5 protein-coding genes and 3 pseudogenes are annotated in these 16,969 nt (G+C 61.0%); 4 read left to right on the plus strand and 4 right to left on the minus strand.

Annotated elements, in window-relative coordinates:
• Positions 1 to 116: 116 nt before the first annotated feature.
• From ACA048_RS09730 to idi, 4 genes and pseudogenes are all read right to left on the minus strand, one after another.
• Positions 117 to 1,943: a glycoside hydrolase family 15 protein gene (locus ACA048_RS09730; protein WP_497628919.1), complete on the minus strand. Its 1,827-nt coding sequence runs from the start codon at positions 1,941 to 1,943 to the stop codon at positions 117 to 119.
• Positions 1,936 to 2,058, minus strand: a pseudogene (locus ACA048_RS09735) (sugar dehydrogenase); the annotation flags it as partial. The gene ACA048_RS09730 and the pseudogene ACA048_RS09735, both read right to left, overlap by 8 nt.
• Positions 2,059 to 2,254: 196 nt before the next feature.
• Positions 2,255 to 3,193: a polyprenyl synthetase family protein gene (locus tag ACA048_RS09740; RefSeq protein WP_497628920.1), complete on the minus strand. Its 939-nt coding sequence runs from the start codon at positions 3,191 to 3,193 to the stop codon at positions 2,255 to 2,257.
• Positions 3,186 to 3,770: an isopentenyl-diphosphate Delta-isomerase gene (idi, locus tag ACA048_RS09745; protein ID WP_497628921.1), complete on the minus strand. Its 585-nt coding sequence runs from the start codon at positions 3,768 to 3,770 to the stop codon at positions 3,186 to 3,188. The genes ACA048_RS09740 and idi overlap by 8 nt, the downstream gene beginning before the upstream one ends.
• 313 nt (positions 3,771 to 4,083) lie before the next feature.
• Here idi and ACA048_RS09750 point away from each other — a divergent pair, with 313 nt between their 5' ends.
• The 4 genes and pseudogenes from ACA048_RS09750 to ACA048_RS09765 form a co-directional block, all read left to right on the plus strand.
• Entirely contained in the window at positions 4,084 to 5,256 is a 1,173-nt protein-coding gene (locus tag ACA048_RS09750) for an MFS transporter (RefSeq protein ID WP_497628922.1), read from the plus strand.
• 86 nt (positions 5,257 to 5,342) lie between these two features.
• Entirely contained in the window at positions 5,343 to 6,077 is a 735-nt protein-coding gene (locus ACA048_RS09755) for a thioesterase II family protein (RefSeq protein WP_497628923.1), read from the plus strand.
• 426 nt (positions 6,078 to 6,503) lie between these two features.
• Positions 6,504 to 15,356: pseudogene (locus ACA048_RS09760) on the plus strand (amino acid adenylation domain-containing protein); the annotation flags it as partial.
• A gap of 186 nt (positions 15,357 to 15,542) precedes the next feature.
• Positions 15,543 to 16,904: pseudogene (locus ACA048_RS09765) on the plus strand (amino acid adenylation domain-containing protein); the annotation flags it as partial.
• Positions 16,905 to 16,969 lie beyond the last annotated feature (65 nt).

A 16,969-nucleotide genomic window follows, 5' to 3' on the forward strand; every position in this document is an offset into this window, starting at 1 on the left:
TTAAGTGCTTCGCGGGCAAACCTCGATCCTATAAACGGCAGCGCAAAACGGGAAATTTCCGACAGGCTCTGTCGACGCGTGGTGTTGTGGCTGATGGCCTCTTCGCGGCCACGGTCTCACGGCTGCCAGACACTCTTCTCCCCACTCAATTTCCGATCCAGAAAACACGCCGCGCTGATCAACGCCAGATGCGTCAGCGCTTGCGGCGTGTTCCCAAGATGCCGCGCATGACTGTCCAGCTCTTCGGCATACAAGCCCAGCGGGTTGGCATACCTCAGCAACTGTTCAAACTCCAGATGAGCCTTTTCCACCTGACCGGCCCGGGCCAGGCATTCGACGTACCAGAACGAACACGCGGCGAAGGCGCCTTCGGTGCCGACGAGGCCGTCGATACGGGTGTCGTCGTTGCGATAGCGGTAAACCATGCCGTCGCGCACCAGGGTTTTTTCGATGGCTTGGAGGGTGGTGAGCCAGCGCGGGTCCTTGGCGCTGACGAAGCGCACCAGCGGCATCAGCAACATCGAGCCGTCGAGGGCGGTGCCGCCGATGTGCTGGACGAAATGGCCGCGTTCTTCGTTCCAGAAGTTGTCCCAAATGTCGGCGTAGATGGCCTGGCGCATCTGGTCCCAGCGGGCGAACGGGGCGGGGAGTGAACGTTTGGAGGCGAGGCGAATGGCGCGGTCCAGGGCGACCCAGCACATCAGCCGCGAATGCAGGAAGTGGTGCTGCTCGCCGCGCATTTCCCAGATGCCCACGTCTTTCTGCTGCCAGGTTTCGCACACTTGATCGACCACTTCCACGGTGTGTTTCCAGCCTTCATGGGAGATGGCGTCGCCATACTTGTTGACCAGGTAGATCGCATCCATCAGCTCACCGAAGATGTCGAGCTGGACCTGATCGTATGCACCGTTGCCGATGCGCACCGGTGTGGCGCCGCCATGGCCGGACAGATGGGACAGTTCGGTTTCCGGCAGTTCCTGGCGACCGTCGATGGCGTAGAGAATGTTGAGTTTCATCGACTTGCCATGGCAGTCGCTGACCCGACCGCGCAGCCAGCGCATATAGTCGTTGGCTTCCTGGACGAACCCAAGGCGCATGAATGCATAGACGGTAAACGAGGCATCGCGGATCCACGTGTAGCGATAATCCCAATTGCGTTCGCCGCCGGGTGTTTCCGGCAGGCCGAACGTGGCGGCGGCGAGAATGGCGCCGTGTTTGCGTGAGGTCAGCAGCTTCAGGGCAAGGGCCGAGCGGTTGACCATTTCCCGCCAGCGACCGCGATAGTTGGACTGCCCGATCCAGTCGCGCCAGAACTTTAAGGTGCGCTCCAGGCAAATGGCGGCGGCCCCCTCCTTGAAGCGCGGGTCGTCGAGGCCACCGAGCAGGAATTGTGCGCTCTGATCCTGTTTGAGGGTGAATTCGGCGATTGCAGCATTGCCATCAACCCGCAAAACCTGATCCGACGACAGGCGCATGGGCAAGTGATCGGCGGCTACGAACGTCACGTCTTTTTTATCCATCTGCGCGCGAGTCTTGGCGCGAGCGTAGTCATGACGCACGGCGCAGTGCATGTGAAACGTCGCTTCACCGCTGACCACACGAACCCTTCGCATCAATAGCGGCAGATCGTCTTCACTGTCGCCGATGGGCAATAGATCGGTGACCTCGACCACCGCGCGCTCACTGAGCCAGCGGGTTTGCAGCACGTTGGTGTCGGGCAGGTAAATCTGCTCACGGCGGGCGGCGGGCAAGTCCGGGGAGAGTTGGAAGATGCCAGCCTCGGGCGTATCCAGCAGCGAACAGAAAATTGAAGGGCTGTCGAATTCCGGCCAGCAGAAAAAATCCACGCTGCCCTTGTCATTGACCAGTGCCGCGCTACGCATGTCGCCGATGATGCCGTGGGCGTCGATGGCGCTTTGTCGTTCGGGATGAAGATCAGCCATTGCCGCGAAACTCCGGATAGAGGCTCATGCCGCCGTTGAACTGGGTGGTGCCGACGATGTAATGGGGAGCGTCGCAAGCGCGAAACACTACCGCGTTGGTAATGTCTTCGACGTCCTTGGTCGATGGAGATCGGCATGAACACTAGCGCCTTGAAGTGAGGGCCTGATCAAATGACTAGTGGGTGCAGGTGGGAGTTCAGAGCAGAGCATGAAAGATCTTGACCTTAAGCTGTTTGCCAGTCGCGTGTACCGCCTCAACTCGTGCTCTGTGGCTTCGAAGGTGTGAACGCGCATAGCGAGCAACAATCTGTTCAGCGAAGCCGTTTGATGATCAGATCGGCCAGTCCATGAAGACGGTCGGTTCTGCCTGCCAGGGTTTTCAGTGCGTCGTGAGCTTGCTCACCCAGTTGATGCGCAAGCGCTGTCGAACGCTTCAATCCGAGCATCGCGACGTAAGTCGGCTTATGACATGCGGCATCCTTGCCAGCGGTTTTCCCCAGGGTTGCTGTGTCCGAGGTTGCATCGAGAATGTCGTCGACAATTTGAAACGCCAGGCCGATGGCGGCTGAATAGCGATCCAGGCTGTCGAGATTAAGCGGCGTATTTTCCGCACACAACGCGCCCATGCGCACGCTGGCCTGGATCAGGGCTCCGGTCTTCATCTGGTGCATCTGTTCGAGCTGCGCCACGTCAATGTCGATGTCGATGCTGGAGATGTCGATCATTTGGCCGCCGGCGATGCCACTGGAGCTACACGCCGTGGCCGCCTCGCTGATCAATCGAGCGATTGTGTTCACCGGTATCGGTGCCAGGCTCAACGTCAAAAATGCTTGGGCCAGTAATGCGTCGCCCGCCAGAATCGCAGTGGCTTCGTCGTACTGCACATGTACCGTGGCAACGCCGCGCCTTAGCGAGTCGTTGTCCATGGCGGGGAGATCGTCGTGTATGAGTGAACTGACGTGAATTAACTCCAGTGCGGCGGCCACCACATCCAATGCAGCAAGGGATGCCGCAGCGGCTTCACCGGCGGCATGGCACAGCAGTGGACGCAAGCGTTTTCCATTACCCAGCACAGCGTACCTCATCGCTTGATGAAGGCGCGCCGGCTGCTTGTCGCTGGCAGGCAGCGCGTGTTCCAGTGCTGACTGGGTGCGCTGCACAATCTCCTGCTTCCAGGCTTCGAACGTAAACAAAACCGGGGACGGTTTTGTTTTCGACGTCGTTGAGTTCATCCGCGAGCGGTCATTCATGATCAAGTCTCGTTTTCGATATGCCCACTGCTTGCCGGCTGGTTAGCGCTTGTTCTTTCCAGGCGCTTAGCCCAGCAGGTCCACAGGTATCGAGCAACCGGCGGAACCAGATAGTGAAGGTCTCGGGTGCGGCGCCAATGCGTGCGGGAAGCTCGGGCAATGGTTGCCATTGCCAGTCATTGGCTTCTTCGGGGTTGGCGACGGGGTCGCAATCGCTGACGCCGACGTATATGTGGCCGTATTCGTACTCGATGAGCTGGTTCGAAACCGGTTCACGGTAGAGAAGGGTGAAGACTTTACGCAACTGACAGGTGATGCCCATTTCTTCGAACAAGCGGCGTTTCGCTGCGGCAGCGGTCCGTTCTCCCGGGCGGGGATGACCGCAGCAGGTATTGCTCCATAAACCTTGGGAATGATATTTGCCGAGAGCACGCTGTTGCAGCAGCAAGCGCCCGTCGCGATCAAAAATGAAGATTGAGAAGGCGCGGTGCAAGAGGCCCTGTTGATGGGCCTGTAATTTCTCAGCGGTGCCTTTTTTTCGACCGTGTCGGTCGACCAGAATCAGTAACTCGTCCATAGCCAGACTCCATTGTGTCTTCGCTACCGGACCTTTACTTATGACCAGACTACGTAGGGAAATTCAGACGTGTGCATGTATGAATTGAAATCTAGTCAAGGCATTTGCACCCTGCCAAATTTCTATTAGACCGATTTCATTGTCTCGTTAAAGTGTCAGAGGGTGTGCCGACCTAAGTGTTTTGTACAAGGTGATCGTAGGTTCTCACCCATTACCGTTGGGTGTAGTGACGTTCACATTCAACCAACAAATCCGGACTTTTCCCTGGGGCAGTCTTATGGCAACTTGCACGCCCTGGCTGAGACTCGACCCCATGGCAAACCCCTACCGCGACCTGTTCAAAGCCCCCGGCAGCCGAGCCTTCGTGCTGGCCGGCATGATCGCGCGCATGCCGATTTCCATGACCGGCATCGGCCTGATCACCATGCTCTCGCAATTGCAGGGGGGCTTTGGACTGGCCGGTGCAGTGGCAGCGACCTTTGCCTTGGCCACGGCATTTTGCGCGCCACAGGTCTCGCGGCTGGTGGACCGTTTTGGACAGCGCCGGATCTTGCCCGTGTCAGCACTGATCGGTGGCGGGGCGTTGTTGATGGTGTTGCTCTGCACCCGCTTGCAGGCGCCGAACTGGATGCTGTTTGTGTTCGCCGCGCTGGCCGGTTGCATGCCGAGTATGTCGGCGATGGTCCGGGCACGCTGGACCGAGGTCTATCGCGGCAAATCCGAACTGCAAACTGCCTACGCGCTGGAGTCGGTGCTGGACGAGGTGTGCTTTATCGTCGGGCCGCCGTTGTCGGTGGGCTTGTGCGTGGTGGCGTTCCCCGAGGCCGGGCCGCTCGCGGCGTTGTTGATGCTGGCGATCGGTGTGACAGCGTTCGTCCTGCAACGCGACACCGAGCCAGCGATTCATCCGCATGAAGAACATCATCAAGGCTCGATCATTCGTTCCAGCGAGATTCAGCTGCTGATGCTGTTGATGGTCGCCATGGGTACCATCGTTGGTGTAGTCGATGTGGTCAGTGTGGCGTTTGCCCAGCAGCAGGGCCAACCGGCGGCGGCGAGTATTGTGCTGTCGGTGTATGCGATTGGTTCATGCATGGCCGGGCTGGCGTTCGGGGCATTGCGTTCGAAATTGCCGTTACCGCGATTGTTCTTATACGGCGGGGTGGCGACGGCGGTGACGACGCTGCCGTTGCTGCTGGCGAACAATATTCTCGGGTTGTCGTTGGCGGTGTTCGTTGCCGGGCTGTTTTTTGCGCCGACCTTGATTGTCGCCATGGCCCTGGTGGAGCGCATCGTGCCACCGGCCAAGCTGACCGAAGGCCTGACCTGGCTGGTCACCGGGTTGAGCATCGGCGTGGCGATTGGCGCGGCCGGTTCGGGGTGGTTGGTGGATGGGTTCGGGGCTCGTAGCGGGTTTTGGCTGGCGATTGCGGCAGGCGTGGTCGTCTTCACTTCCGCCGTCCAAAGCTTCCGCCATTTGAAATAAAGAACCCCTGTAGGAGGGATGTGTACGACTAATTCTCCGCGGCGCTCATCCGTTCTCTTGGTAGACAACTTTTCGAGGTAAGCCCGGTGACCCAGCTGACATTGCTGTGCCTGCCCTATTCAGGCGCAAGTGCCATGGTTTACAGCCGCTGGCGGCGCAAACTGCCGGAGTGGCTCACGCTGCAACCGGTGGAACTGCCCGGCCGTGGCGCGCGGTTTGGCGAGCCGTTGCACACCGACATGCGGCGTTTGGCGCTGCAACTCGCGCAGGAGCAAATCGCCACGCTCAAGACGCCGTACGCGTTGTTCGGCCATAGCCTGGGCGCATTGCTCGCCTGTGAAATGGCCCATGCGCTGCGTTCGCTGGGTTGCCCGGAGCCGGTGGCACTGTTTGCCTCTGGCACTGCCGCGCCGACGATGCGCGCTGATTATGATCGCGGTTTCGCCCAGCCGAAAACCGATGCCGAATTGATCGAGCAATTGCGCACGCTCAACGGCACCAGCGAAGAGGTGTTGGCCAACGAAGAGCTGATGAGCCTGACGCTGCCGGTTTTGCGCGCGGACTTTATGCTGTGCGGGCGCTTCGAACCGCTCCAGCGTCCCTTGCTCAAATGCCCGGTGCATGTACTTGGCGGCAAAGCTGATCGCGCCACCACCGAGCAATTGATCGGCTGGAGCAAGGAAACCCGTGGCAGTTTTTCCTTGGACATGCTCAGTGGTGGTCACTTCTTCATCCATGAGTTCGAGGCCAAGGTGTTGCGGGTGATCAAGGATCAGCTGGACGTTCATCATCGGCGGCATGTCATGGCAGTCAGTGCCTGACGCCGTCCCCCCCCCTTGTAGGAGCCGAGCTTGCTCGCGATGGCGGACTAATATTCAACATCGATGTCGACAGATACACGGCTATCGCGAGCAAGCTCGGCTCCTGCAGGGTTCACTTTATATCCCGTAATCTCTCCGCGTTTTACCTCCTTTCTGATACTTATTCTCATTCATTAATTTTTCCGGTGTGCATTCGTTTTATAGGGACCGACGTGCCTTTGTGCTTCCCGCCACTGATCCGGATGCTTAGAAATGAATGCTGAAGACTCCTTGAAACTTGCTCGCCGGTTTATCGGGTTGCCCCTGGAAAAGCGTCAGATGTTCCTTGCGGCCTTGCACAAGGAAGGCGTTGATTTCGCCCGGTTTCCCATTCCGGTTGGCGTCGAGGTCGAGGATCGCCAGATGTTGTCGTACGCCCAGCAACGCATGTGGTTTCTCTGGCAACTGGACCCGCACAGCGGCGCGTACAACCTGCCGGGCGCGGTGCGCCTGACCGGGCATTTGAACCTGCTCGCACTGGAACAGGCTTTCACCAGCCTCGTTGAACGTCACGAAACCCTGCGCACGGTGTTCCAGCGCCAGGCCGACGACAGCTTGCTGCAAGTACCGGCCCGTGCGCCGCTGATGATAGATCCTGTAGATTTCAGTGCATTAGCGGCGCCAGAGCGCGAACTCGCCGTTGCGCAAGCAGCCGAGCAGCAATCCGTGCAGCCGTTCGATCTTGCAGTCGGCCCTTTGCTGCGCGTGACATTGCTCAAACTCGCCGATCAGGAACACGTGCTGCTGCTGACTCTGCACCACATCGTGTCTGACGGCTGGTCGATGAACGTGCTGATCGACGAGTTCATCCGCTGCTACGACGCGTTCGACGCGGGCGCACAACCGCAACTAACTCCATTGCCGATTCAATACAGTGACTACGCCTTGTGGCAGCGGCGCTGGCTGGAAGCGGGTGAGCAGGCGCGCCAACTCGACTACTGGCAAGCGCAACTGGGCAACGAGCACCCAGTGCTGGAACTGCCCACCGACCACCCGCGCCCGGCAATGCCGAGTTATCGCGGCACTCGCTACGAATTCGCCGTCGACGCACAACTGGCCGAGCAACTGCGTGCTACGGCGCAAAAGCACACCATCACCCTGTTCATGCTGCTCCTCGGTGCCTTCAACGCACTGCTGCATCGTTACACCGGGCAGACCGACATTTGCGTCGGTGTGCCGATTGCCAACCGCAATCGGGCAGAGATCGAAGGCCTGATCGGTTTCTTCGTCAACACCCAGGTACTGCGCACGCAACTCGACGGCCAGACCCGCGTCGACGACTTGCTGCGCGCCATCAAGGAAACCGCCCTCGGCGCCCAGGCCCACCAGGATTTACCGTTCGAGCGTCTGGTCGAGGCGCTGAAACTGGAACGCAGCCTCAGCCACACGCCACTGTTCCAGGTGATGTACAACCACCAGCCGCAGGTCGCGGACATTACCACGGTCAGCACTGCGTCCGGTCTGGCGCTGGGCGTGATCGAGTGGGAAGGGCGCACCACCCAGTTCGACCTGACCCTCGACACCTACGAAAAGGGCGGCAAGCTGCACGCTGCGCTGACGTACGCCAGCGACCTGTTCGACGCAGACACCATCGCACGCATGGCGCAGCACTGGACGCATCTGCTGCAAGGCATGGTCAGCGACCCGACGCAGCGAATCAGTGAGTTGCCGCTGCTGGAAAACGCGGAATACCAGCGCATCGTGCACGACTGGAATCGCGCCGACGCAAGGTTCCCGCAGGCCCTGTGCATTCATGAACTGATCAGTCAGCAAGTCGCAGCCAATCCGAAGGCATTGGCAGTGACCTTCGGCATCAAGCAGCTGACTTACGCCGAACTCGACATCCAGGCCAATCGCCTGGCGCACAAACTGATCGAACTGGGCGTCGGCCCGGAAGTTCGCGTCGGTGTGGCGATGCCGCGCTCGGAAATGTTGCTGGTGGCCTTGCTGGCGGTCCTTAAGGCCGGCGGCGCTTACGTACCGCTGGACCCGGATTACCCGACCGAGCGTGTTGCCTACATGCTCGAAGACAGCCGCGCCTTGGTGTTGCTGACCGAACAATCGGTCGCCGCGACACTGAATGTCACCGCCGATACGCAACTGTTGCTGCTGGACGACAAGTCGTGGGCCGAATGCCCGGCAAACGCCCCGCAAGCTCGCGTCACGCCGGACAACCTCGCTTACGTGATCTACACCTCCGGCTCCACCGGCAAACCCAAAGGCGTGGCCATTGCCCATCGCAACGTGCGGGCGCTGATCGACTGGTCGACATCGGTCTACAGCCGCGAAGACATCCAAGGCGTGCTGGCCTCGACCTCCGTGTGCTTCGACCTGTCGGTGTGGGAACTGTTTGTGACCCTGGCCAACGGCGGCTCCGTGATCATCGCCCGCAATGCCCTGGAATTGCCGCAGCTGCCAGCGCGGGATCAGGTGCGCTTGATCAACACTGTGCCGTCGGCGATCAATGCGTTGCAGCGCGACGGGCAGATCCCGCCGAGTGTGCGCATCATCAACCTCGCTGGCGAGCCGCTGAAGCAGCGTCTGGTGGAGGCGCTGTATCAGCAGCCGACGGTCGAACACGTCTACGACCTGTACGGCCCGTCGGAAGACACCACGTATTCGACCTGGACCCGTCGCGAGGCCGGCGGCTGCGCCAACATTGGTCGCCCGCTCAAACACACCGCCAGCTATTTGCTGGATGCCGAACTGCAACCGGTGCCGCAAGGCGTCTGTGCCGAGCTATACCTGGGCGGCGCGGGCATCACCCGTGGTTACCTGGCACGGCCGGGCATGACCGCTGAAAAGTATGTGCCCAACCCGTTCGCCAGCAACGGTGAACGCCTGTACCGCACCGGCGATCTGACCCGCTATCAGGCCGATGGCACGCTGCAATACGTCGGGCGCATCGACCATCAGGTCAAGGTCCGTGGCTTTCGCATCGAACTGGGTGAGATCGAAGCGCGACTGTTGCAGCAGGACGCCGTGCGCGAAGTGGCGGTGCTGGCGCAGGAGAGTGTCAACGGTCAACAACTGGTGGCTTACGTCGTGCCGAATGATCCAGCGTTGCTGGGCGATGCCGACGCGCAAACGACCCTGCGTGAAACCTTGAAAGCCGCACTGCGTCAGCATCTGCCGGACTACATGGTCCCGGCGTTTCTGTTGTTCCTCGGTCACCTGCCGCTGACCCCCAACGGTAAACTCGACCGCAAAGCCTTGCCGGCGGTTGATGGTTCGCAGCAACAACGCAAACACGTCGAACCGCGCAGCGCTTTGGAAAAATCCCTGGCCGCGATCTGGCAGGACGTGCTGGCCATCGATAACGTCGGCCTGGAAGATAACTTTTTCGAACTGGGCGGCGATTCTATCGTGTCCCTGCAAGTGGTCAGCCGCGCGCGTCAGGCCGGGATCGTGTTGAGCCCCAAAGACCTGTTCCAGCACCAGACCCTCCGCAGCCTCGCCCAAGCGGCCCGCAGTGGCGAACAGGTGCTGATCGATCAAGGCCCGGCGCAGGGCGAGGTGGCGCTGGCGCCGGTGCAACAGTGGTTCTTCGAACAGGCAATCCCCGAGCGCCAGCACTGGAACCAGTCCCTGCTGCTGGTGCCGCGCGAGGTGTTGAACGCCGAGGCGCTGGACCGCGCCATTGAACAATTGCTGTCTCACCACGACAGCTTGCGCCTGCGTTATGAACAGACCGTCGAAGGCTGGCAGCAAATCTACGCCGCACCCACCACGGAGTCGGTGTTGTGGCAGCGTCAGGCGCAGTCGCTCGAAGAACTCAAGGTCCTGTGCGATGAAGCCCAACGCAGTCTTGATCTGCACAATGGCCCGCTGATGCGCGCTCTGCTGGTGGTGATGGCCGACGGTACGCAACGCTTGCTGCTGGTGATTCATCACTTGGTGGTAGACGGCGTTTCCTGGCGCGTGGTGCTGGAAGATCTTCAACGGTTCTACAGCGGCGGCAACGTGTCGTTGATCAAAACCAGTAGCTATCAGCGCTGGGTAGCCCGTCTGCAAGCGCACGTTCCAGCCTTTGAAAACAGCCTCGGTTATTGGCTGGCCGAACTCAATAACGCACAGAATAATCTGCCCTGCGACCGCCCCAATGGCGCGCTGGAAAACCGTTTCGAACACAAAGTCGAGCTTAAACTCGACGCCGAACACACCCGCAAACTGCTGCAACACGCCCCGGCGGCGTATCGGACCCAGGTCAACGACCTGCTGCTGACCGCACTGACACGAGCGGTTTGCCGGTGGAGCGGGCAGGGCAGCGCGCTGATCCAGCTCGAAGGCCATGGCCGCGAAGACCTGTTCGACGACATCGACCTGACCCGCACCGTGGGCTGGTTCACCAGCCTGTTTCCGGTCAATCTGGTACCGTCGAGCGATCTCGGCGCATCGGTCAAAAGCATCAAGGAACAACTGCGCGGCGTGCCGGACAAGGGCCTTGGTTACGGCGCACTGCGTTACCTCGGTACACCGGAAATTCGCGCAAAACTCGCCGCGCTGTCTCAGCCGCGCATCACCTTCAACTATCTGGGGCAGTTTGACCGTCAGTTCGACGATGCCGCGATGTTCGTGCCCTCTACCGAAGGTAACGGTCTGGCCCAGGATCCTTCGGCGCCGTTGGGCAATTGGCTGACGGTTGAAGGTCAGGTCTACGGCGGCGAGTTGTCGTTGAGCTGGGGGTTCAGCCGCGAGATGTTCGACACCGCGACCATCCAGCGTCTGGCAGACGATTACGCGCTGGAACTCAAGGCGCTGATCGATCACTGCTGCACCGTTGAATTGCCCCAAGCCACGCCGTCGGACTTCCCGCTGGCGCGCGTCAGTCAGGTACAACTCGACGCATTGCCGATCGCGAACTTTGAAGACCTGTATCCGCTGTCGCCGATGCAACAGGGCATGCTGTTCCACACGCTCTACGAACCGGAAGTCGGCGCCTACATCAGCCAGTTGCGCCTGGACATTCAAGGCCTCGATCCGCAGCGCTTTGCGCAAGCCTGGCAGACCGCACTGGAACGCCACGACATCCTGCGCAGCAGCTTCCACTGGCAAGGCCTCGGCACCGCGCATCAGGCGATTGTCCTCGAAGTCGCGTTGCCGCTTGAAGTGCTGGACGCGAGCGACACCGACGCACTGGCCGATGCCGAACGTGCCCAAGGTTTCGAATTGGGCAGCGCGCCGCTGTTCCGCTTGAAGCTGGTCCGCACCGACGCCAACGATTGGCACCTGATCTACACCAGCCACCACATTTTGATGGACGGTTGGAGCAACGCGCAGTTGCTGGCCGAAGTGATCCAGCATTACGCCACCGGGCAATCGCTGCCGGCACCGACCGGGCAATACCGCGATTATTTGGGTTGGTTGCAGCAGCAATCGGCTGTCGCTGGCGAGCAGTTCTGGAAAGCCGCGTTGGCGCCGCTGGAGGTGCCGACATTGCTCGCCGAAGCCTTGCGCCCGCCAGTGGGCGCGGAGGGCATCGAAGAGTATCGAGTCGCCCTCGACAGCTGCGCAACTCAGCGTCTGGCCGATTTTGCCCGACAACAGAAAGTCACCCTCAACACCGTTCTGCAAGCGGCGTGGAGTCTGTTGCTGCATCGCTACACCGGCCAGGACTGCGTGGTCTTCGGGGCAACCGTCGCGGGTCGTTCGGCGCCGCTGCCGGGGATCGAAGAACAACTTGGGCTGTTCATCAACACGCTGCCGCTGGTGTGCGCGATGAATCCTGAGCAAACCGTCAGCCAATGGCTGAGCGAGCTGCAAGGGCTGAACCTGGCCATGCGCGAGTTCGAGCATGTGCCGCTTTACGACATTCAGGGCTGGGCGGGGCAGCAGGGTTCGGCGCTGTTCGACAGCCTGCTGGTGTTCGAAAACTTCCCGGTGGCCGAAGCGCTGAAACAGGGCGCCCCGGCCGGGCTGTCGTTCGGCAACCTGCACAACCATGAACGCACGCATTATCCGCTAACCTTGAGCATCGAACTGGGTGAAGGCTTGAACCTGGAGTTCAGCTACGACGCGGCGCGGTTCAGTGCGGCGCAGGTCGCTGAGTTGTCGGCCAACCTGCAGCATGTGCTGAAGCAGTTGATGGCGCTGCCGGACGCGGCATTGGGCGCGCTGGAACTGCTCGATATCGATGGCACAAAAGCGGTGCTCGCGATCAGCCAACCGGCCCCGGTTCAGTTATCCACAACCTTATTGGTCCACGAACAAATCGCCGCTCAGGCTGCCGTCACCCCGCAAGCGCTGGCGTTGCAGATCGACGGTCAGTCCCTCAGCTACGCGCAGTTGAACACCCAGGCCAACCGCTTGGCCCATCGACTGATGGAAAACGGTGCCGGCCCCGGCAAGCGTGTCGGGCTGGCGCTGCACCGTGGTCCGCAATTGATCGTCAGCCTGCTGGCGGTGCTGAAAACTGGCGCGGCGTACGTGCCGCTGGACCCGAACTACCCGGCAGAACGTCTGGCCTACATGATCGACGACAGCCGCCTCGACGTGCTGCAGTGCGAATCCGGTCTGCTGGAGGATGTGCAAGGCGTGCTTCGTCTCAGCCTCGACGACAACGCCGGTTATCCCGACAGCAATCCGACAAATCACGCGGTCGCCGAAGACCTGGCCTACGTCATCTACACCTCCGGCTCCACCGGCCAACCCAAAGGCGTGGCCATCGCCCATGCCGCGTTACGCGAGTTCTGCCAATCCGCCGCCGACTATTCAATGCTATCGACGGCAGACCGCGTGTTGCAGTTCGCGACCTTCAGTTTCGATGGCTTCGTCGAACAGTGCTTCCCGGCGTTGTGCGTCGGCGCGGCGCTGATCATGCGCGGTGAAGCGTTGTGGGATGCCGGGCGGCTGGCCGCTGAAATCGTCCAGCAAGGCGTCACCGTGGCGGACTTGCCGGCGGCATATTGGTATTTGCTGGCCCGCGAATGCGCGAGCGGCGGGGTGCGCAGTCTCGGTGATTTGCGTCAGGTTCACGTCGGCGGCGAAGCGATGTCGGTGGAAGGTTTGCGTTTGTGGCATCAGGCCGGTTTGAGCCACGTGCGACTGCTCAACACCTACGGCCCGACCGAAGCGACCGTGGTGTCCAGCGTGCATGAATGCCGTCTCGACGATGTCAGCGACGCGTTTGGCATCCCGATTGGCCGTGCCATCGCCGGTCGTGCGTTGTATGTGCTGGACGCATCTAGTCAGTTGCTGCCCAGCGGTGGCGTCGGCGAATTGTGTATAGGCGCACCAGCCTGCCTCGCGCAAAGCTACTTTGATCGCCCGGCGCTGACCGCCGAACGTTTCCTGCCGGACCCGTTTGCCCGTGAGCCGGGCGCGCGGCTGTACCGTAGCGGCGATCTGGCGCGTTACAACGCTGACGGCCGTCTGGAATACGTCGGTCGTATCGACCACCAAGTGAAAATCCGCGGTTTTCGCATTGAAATGGGCGAGATTGAAGCCTGCCTGCAAGCCTGTGAGGACGTGCGTGATGCTGCGGTCATCGCTCAGGACGGCACGCAACTGGTGGCGTATGTCGTGGCCAGCGATGCGGTGGTTTCTGAAACTCAATACCTGGAAGGACTCAAAGCTGTTCTGCGTCAGTCGCTGCCGGAATACATGGTGCCAAGCCACCTGATCCTGCTGGCCAGATTGCCGCTCAACAACAACGGCAAACTGGATCGCAGGGCTTTGCCGCGTGCTGAAGCCAGCGATGCTCAACGTGACTTCGTAGCTCCGGTCGAAGGGCTGGAAGCGAAACTGGCGCTGATCTGGGCAGAGGTGCTGCAAGTCGAGCGCGTGGGCCGCGACGACAACTTCTTCGAACGGGGCGGTCACTCGCTGCTGGTGCTTCAGGTGATCTCCCGCGTGCGTCAGCAGTTGCAGCTCGAACTGTCGGTAAGCAGCCTGTTCTCGGCCGTGAATCTGGCGGAATTTTCCGAGCGTGCAGCACTGGCGAACGCCAGTGGCCAACCGATCCTGCAACCTGCACCCGTAGATCAACCGCCGATGCTGTCATACGCCCAACAGCGCCAATGGATTCTCTGGCAACTCGACCCGCAAAGCCCGGCCTACAACATTCCCGCTGCGCTGCGTCTCAAGGGCTCCCTTAACCTTAATGCCCTGCACAAAGCCTTCGCTCAGTTGCAGGCCCGTCACCAAACCCTGCGCACCACCTTCGAACAGGATGGTCAGCAGGCCCATCCGGTGCTGCACGACACTCTGGCACTGCAATTGGAACACCGCACACTCGATCAATCGTCGGTCGACATTGCCGTGGCCGAAGAAATCGCCCGACCGTTCGATCTGCGCAACGGTCCGCTGTGGCGCGTGTTGCTGTTGCAAGTGAACACTGACGAGCACGTGCTGGTGCTGACCGTTCACCACATCGCCGCCGATGGTTGGTCAATGCAGGTCATGGTCGATGAGTTCAGCGCGTTGTATCAGGCGGCAGTCGAAGGTCGCGTTGCCGGTTTGGCTAGCCTGCCGGTGCACTACAGCGACTACGCCCATTGGCAGCGCGACTGGCTGGAGGCCGGCGAAGGCGCACGTCAACTGGCGTGGTGGAGCGAGCAATTGAAGGGCAACCAAACGCCGCTGGAGCTGCCAAGTGAACTGACCCGCCCGGCCCGCCGCAGCGAGCGCGGCGCCAGCCTGATGCTGAACGTTGATCGCGAACTGCTCGCCGGTTTGCGTCAACGTGCCCAAGAGCAACAGGTGACCTTGTTCATGCTGTTGCTGGCGAGCTTCCAGACCTTGCTGCATCGCCAGAGCGGGCAATCGAGCATCAGCGTCGGCGTACCGAGTGCGGGACGTTCGCGCCTGGAAACCGAAGGCCTGATCGGCTTCTTCATCAATACTCAGGTATTGCGTGCCGAGATCGACGGACAGCAGCCATTCAGTGTGTTGCTGCAACAGGTCAAGCAGGTCGCATTGGATGCACAGGCCAATCAGGACGTGCCGTTCGAGCAGCTGGTCGACGCCTTGCAACCCGACCGCAGCCTCAATCACAGCCCGTTGTTCCAGGTGCTCTACAACCATCAGCAACAAATGGGCGCGGGCGTCGAGCGCAGCGTGGCTGACTTGCAGGTTGAGCGTCTGCACTGGCAGCAGCAGACCACCCAGTTTGATTTGGTACTCGACACCCAAGAGCTGGGCGAAGCGCTCGATGCCAGTTTGACTTACGCCACGGATGTGTACGACGAAGCTTCCATGCAGCGCCTCGCCGAGCAGTGGCTGAACCTGCTGCGAGCGGTGGTCGATGATCCACAGCAACGCGTTGCCGAACAGCCCTTGCTTCACGCGCCGCAATCCGACGCGTTGATCCAGCACTGGACCCCGGCATTCGAGGTGCAACCACCGTCGCCAACCTTGCACCGGTTATTCGAGGCTCAAGCTGCGCAACGGCCGAACGCAATCGCGCTGGTCCACGAAGGCGAGCAACTGAGCTACGCCGCGCTCAACGCCCAGGCCAATCGACTGGCGCGCAAACTGCGAGAGCAGGGAGCCGGCCCGGAGGTGCGCGTCGGCATCGCCACTGAGCGGGCGATGCCGCTGGTGGTCGGGTTACTGGCGATTCTCAAGGCCGGCGGCGCTTATGTGCCGCTCGATCCGCAATACCCGGCTGAGCGGCTGAGCTACATGATCGAAGACAGCGGCATCACGTTGCTGCTGACTCAACAGCACTTGATCGACGGTTTACCGGCCCGCGATGGCGTACAGATGCTGAGCCTGGAATCGCTTCAACTGGACGCTTTCAGCGATGAGAACCTGCCGACGCTGGCCACTCCAGACAACCTCGCCTATGTGATTTACACCTCCGGCTCTACCGGTCGGCCAAAAGGCGCGTTGCTCAGTCATGCCAACGTCGGGCGTCTGCTGACGGCCACCGCCAGCGAGTTCAACTTCGGCCCTGACGATGTCTGGACGCTGTTCCATTCCTATGCGTTCGACTTCTCGGTGTGGGAGCTGTTTGGTTCGCTGTGCACCGGCGGACGTCTGGTGATCGTGCCGCATGACATCAGTCGCGAACCGCAAGCGTTTCACCGCTTGCTCTGCGATGAAGGCGTGACGGTGTTGAACCAGACCCCGAGCGCGTTCCGCCAGTTGTTGCCGGTGGCTTGCGCCAGCGAACGAAGCATGGCGCTGCGTCAGGTGATTTTCGGCGGTGAAGCCCTCGAAGTCGCCAGCCTGCATCCTTGGTTCGAACGCTTCGGCGACCGGCAACCCACGTTGGTCAACATGTACGGCATCACCGAAACCACGGTGCACGTGACCTATCGCGTGATTCGTCTGGCCGACCTCGACGCCAAGGTCCAGAGCCCGATTGGCCTGCCGATCCGCGACCTGCGCTGGTACTTGCTCGACAGCCAGCTACAGCCGGTGCCGGTGGGCGTGGCGGGTGAGCTGTACATCGCTGGCGCCGGCCTGGCGCGCGGTTATCACGGGCGTTTCGGCCTGACCGCCGAGCGCTTTGTTCCGAGCCCGTTCGACGCCTCGCAGCGTCTCTATCGCAGTGGCGACCTGGCGCGTCAGCGTGGCGACGGCAGCATCGATTACCTCGGGCGGATAGATCAGCAAGTGAAAATTCGCGGTTTCCGCATCGAACTCGGCGAAATCGAAGCTGCACTGCTGGCCCAACCGGGCGTGCGCCAAGCGGTGTTGAACGTGCACAACGGCGACGGCGGACCGCAGTTGTGCGCCTACGTCGTGGCCGAGCAAACCCCACACCACCCGATGGCCTGGCGCGACAACCTGCGTGCCGCGCTCAAGGTTGATCTACCGGATTACATGGTGCCGAGCCATTGGTTGCTGCTCGATGCCTTGCCATTGACCGGCAACGGCAAGCTCGACCGCAAGGCCTTGCCAGC

The sequence above is a fragment of the Pseudomonas sp. LBUM1659 genome (assembly GCF_059716045.1).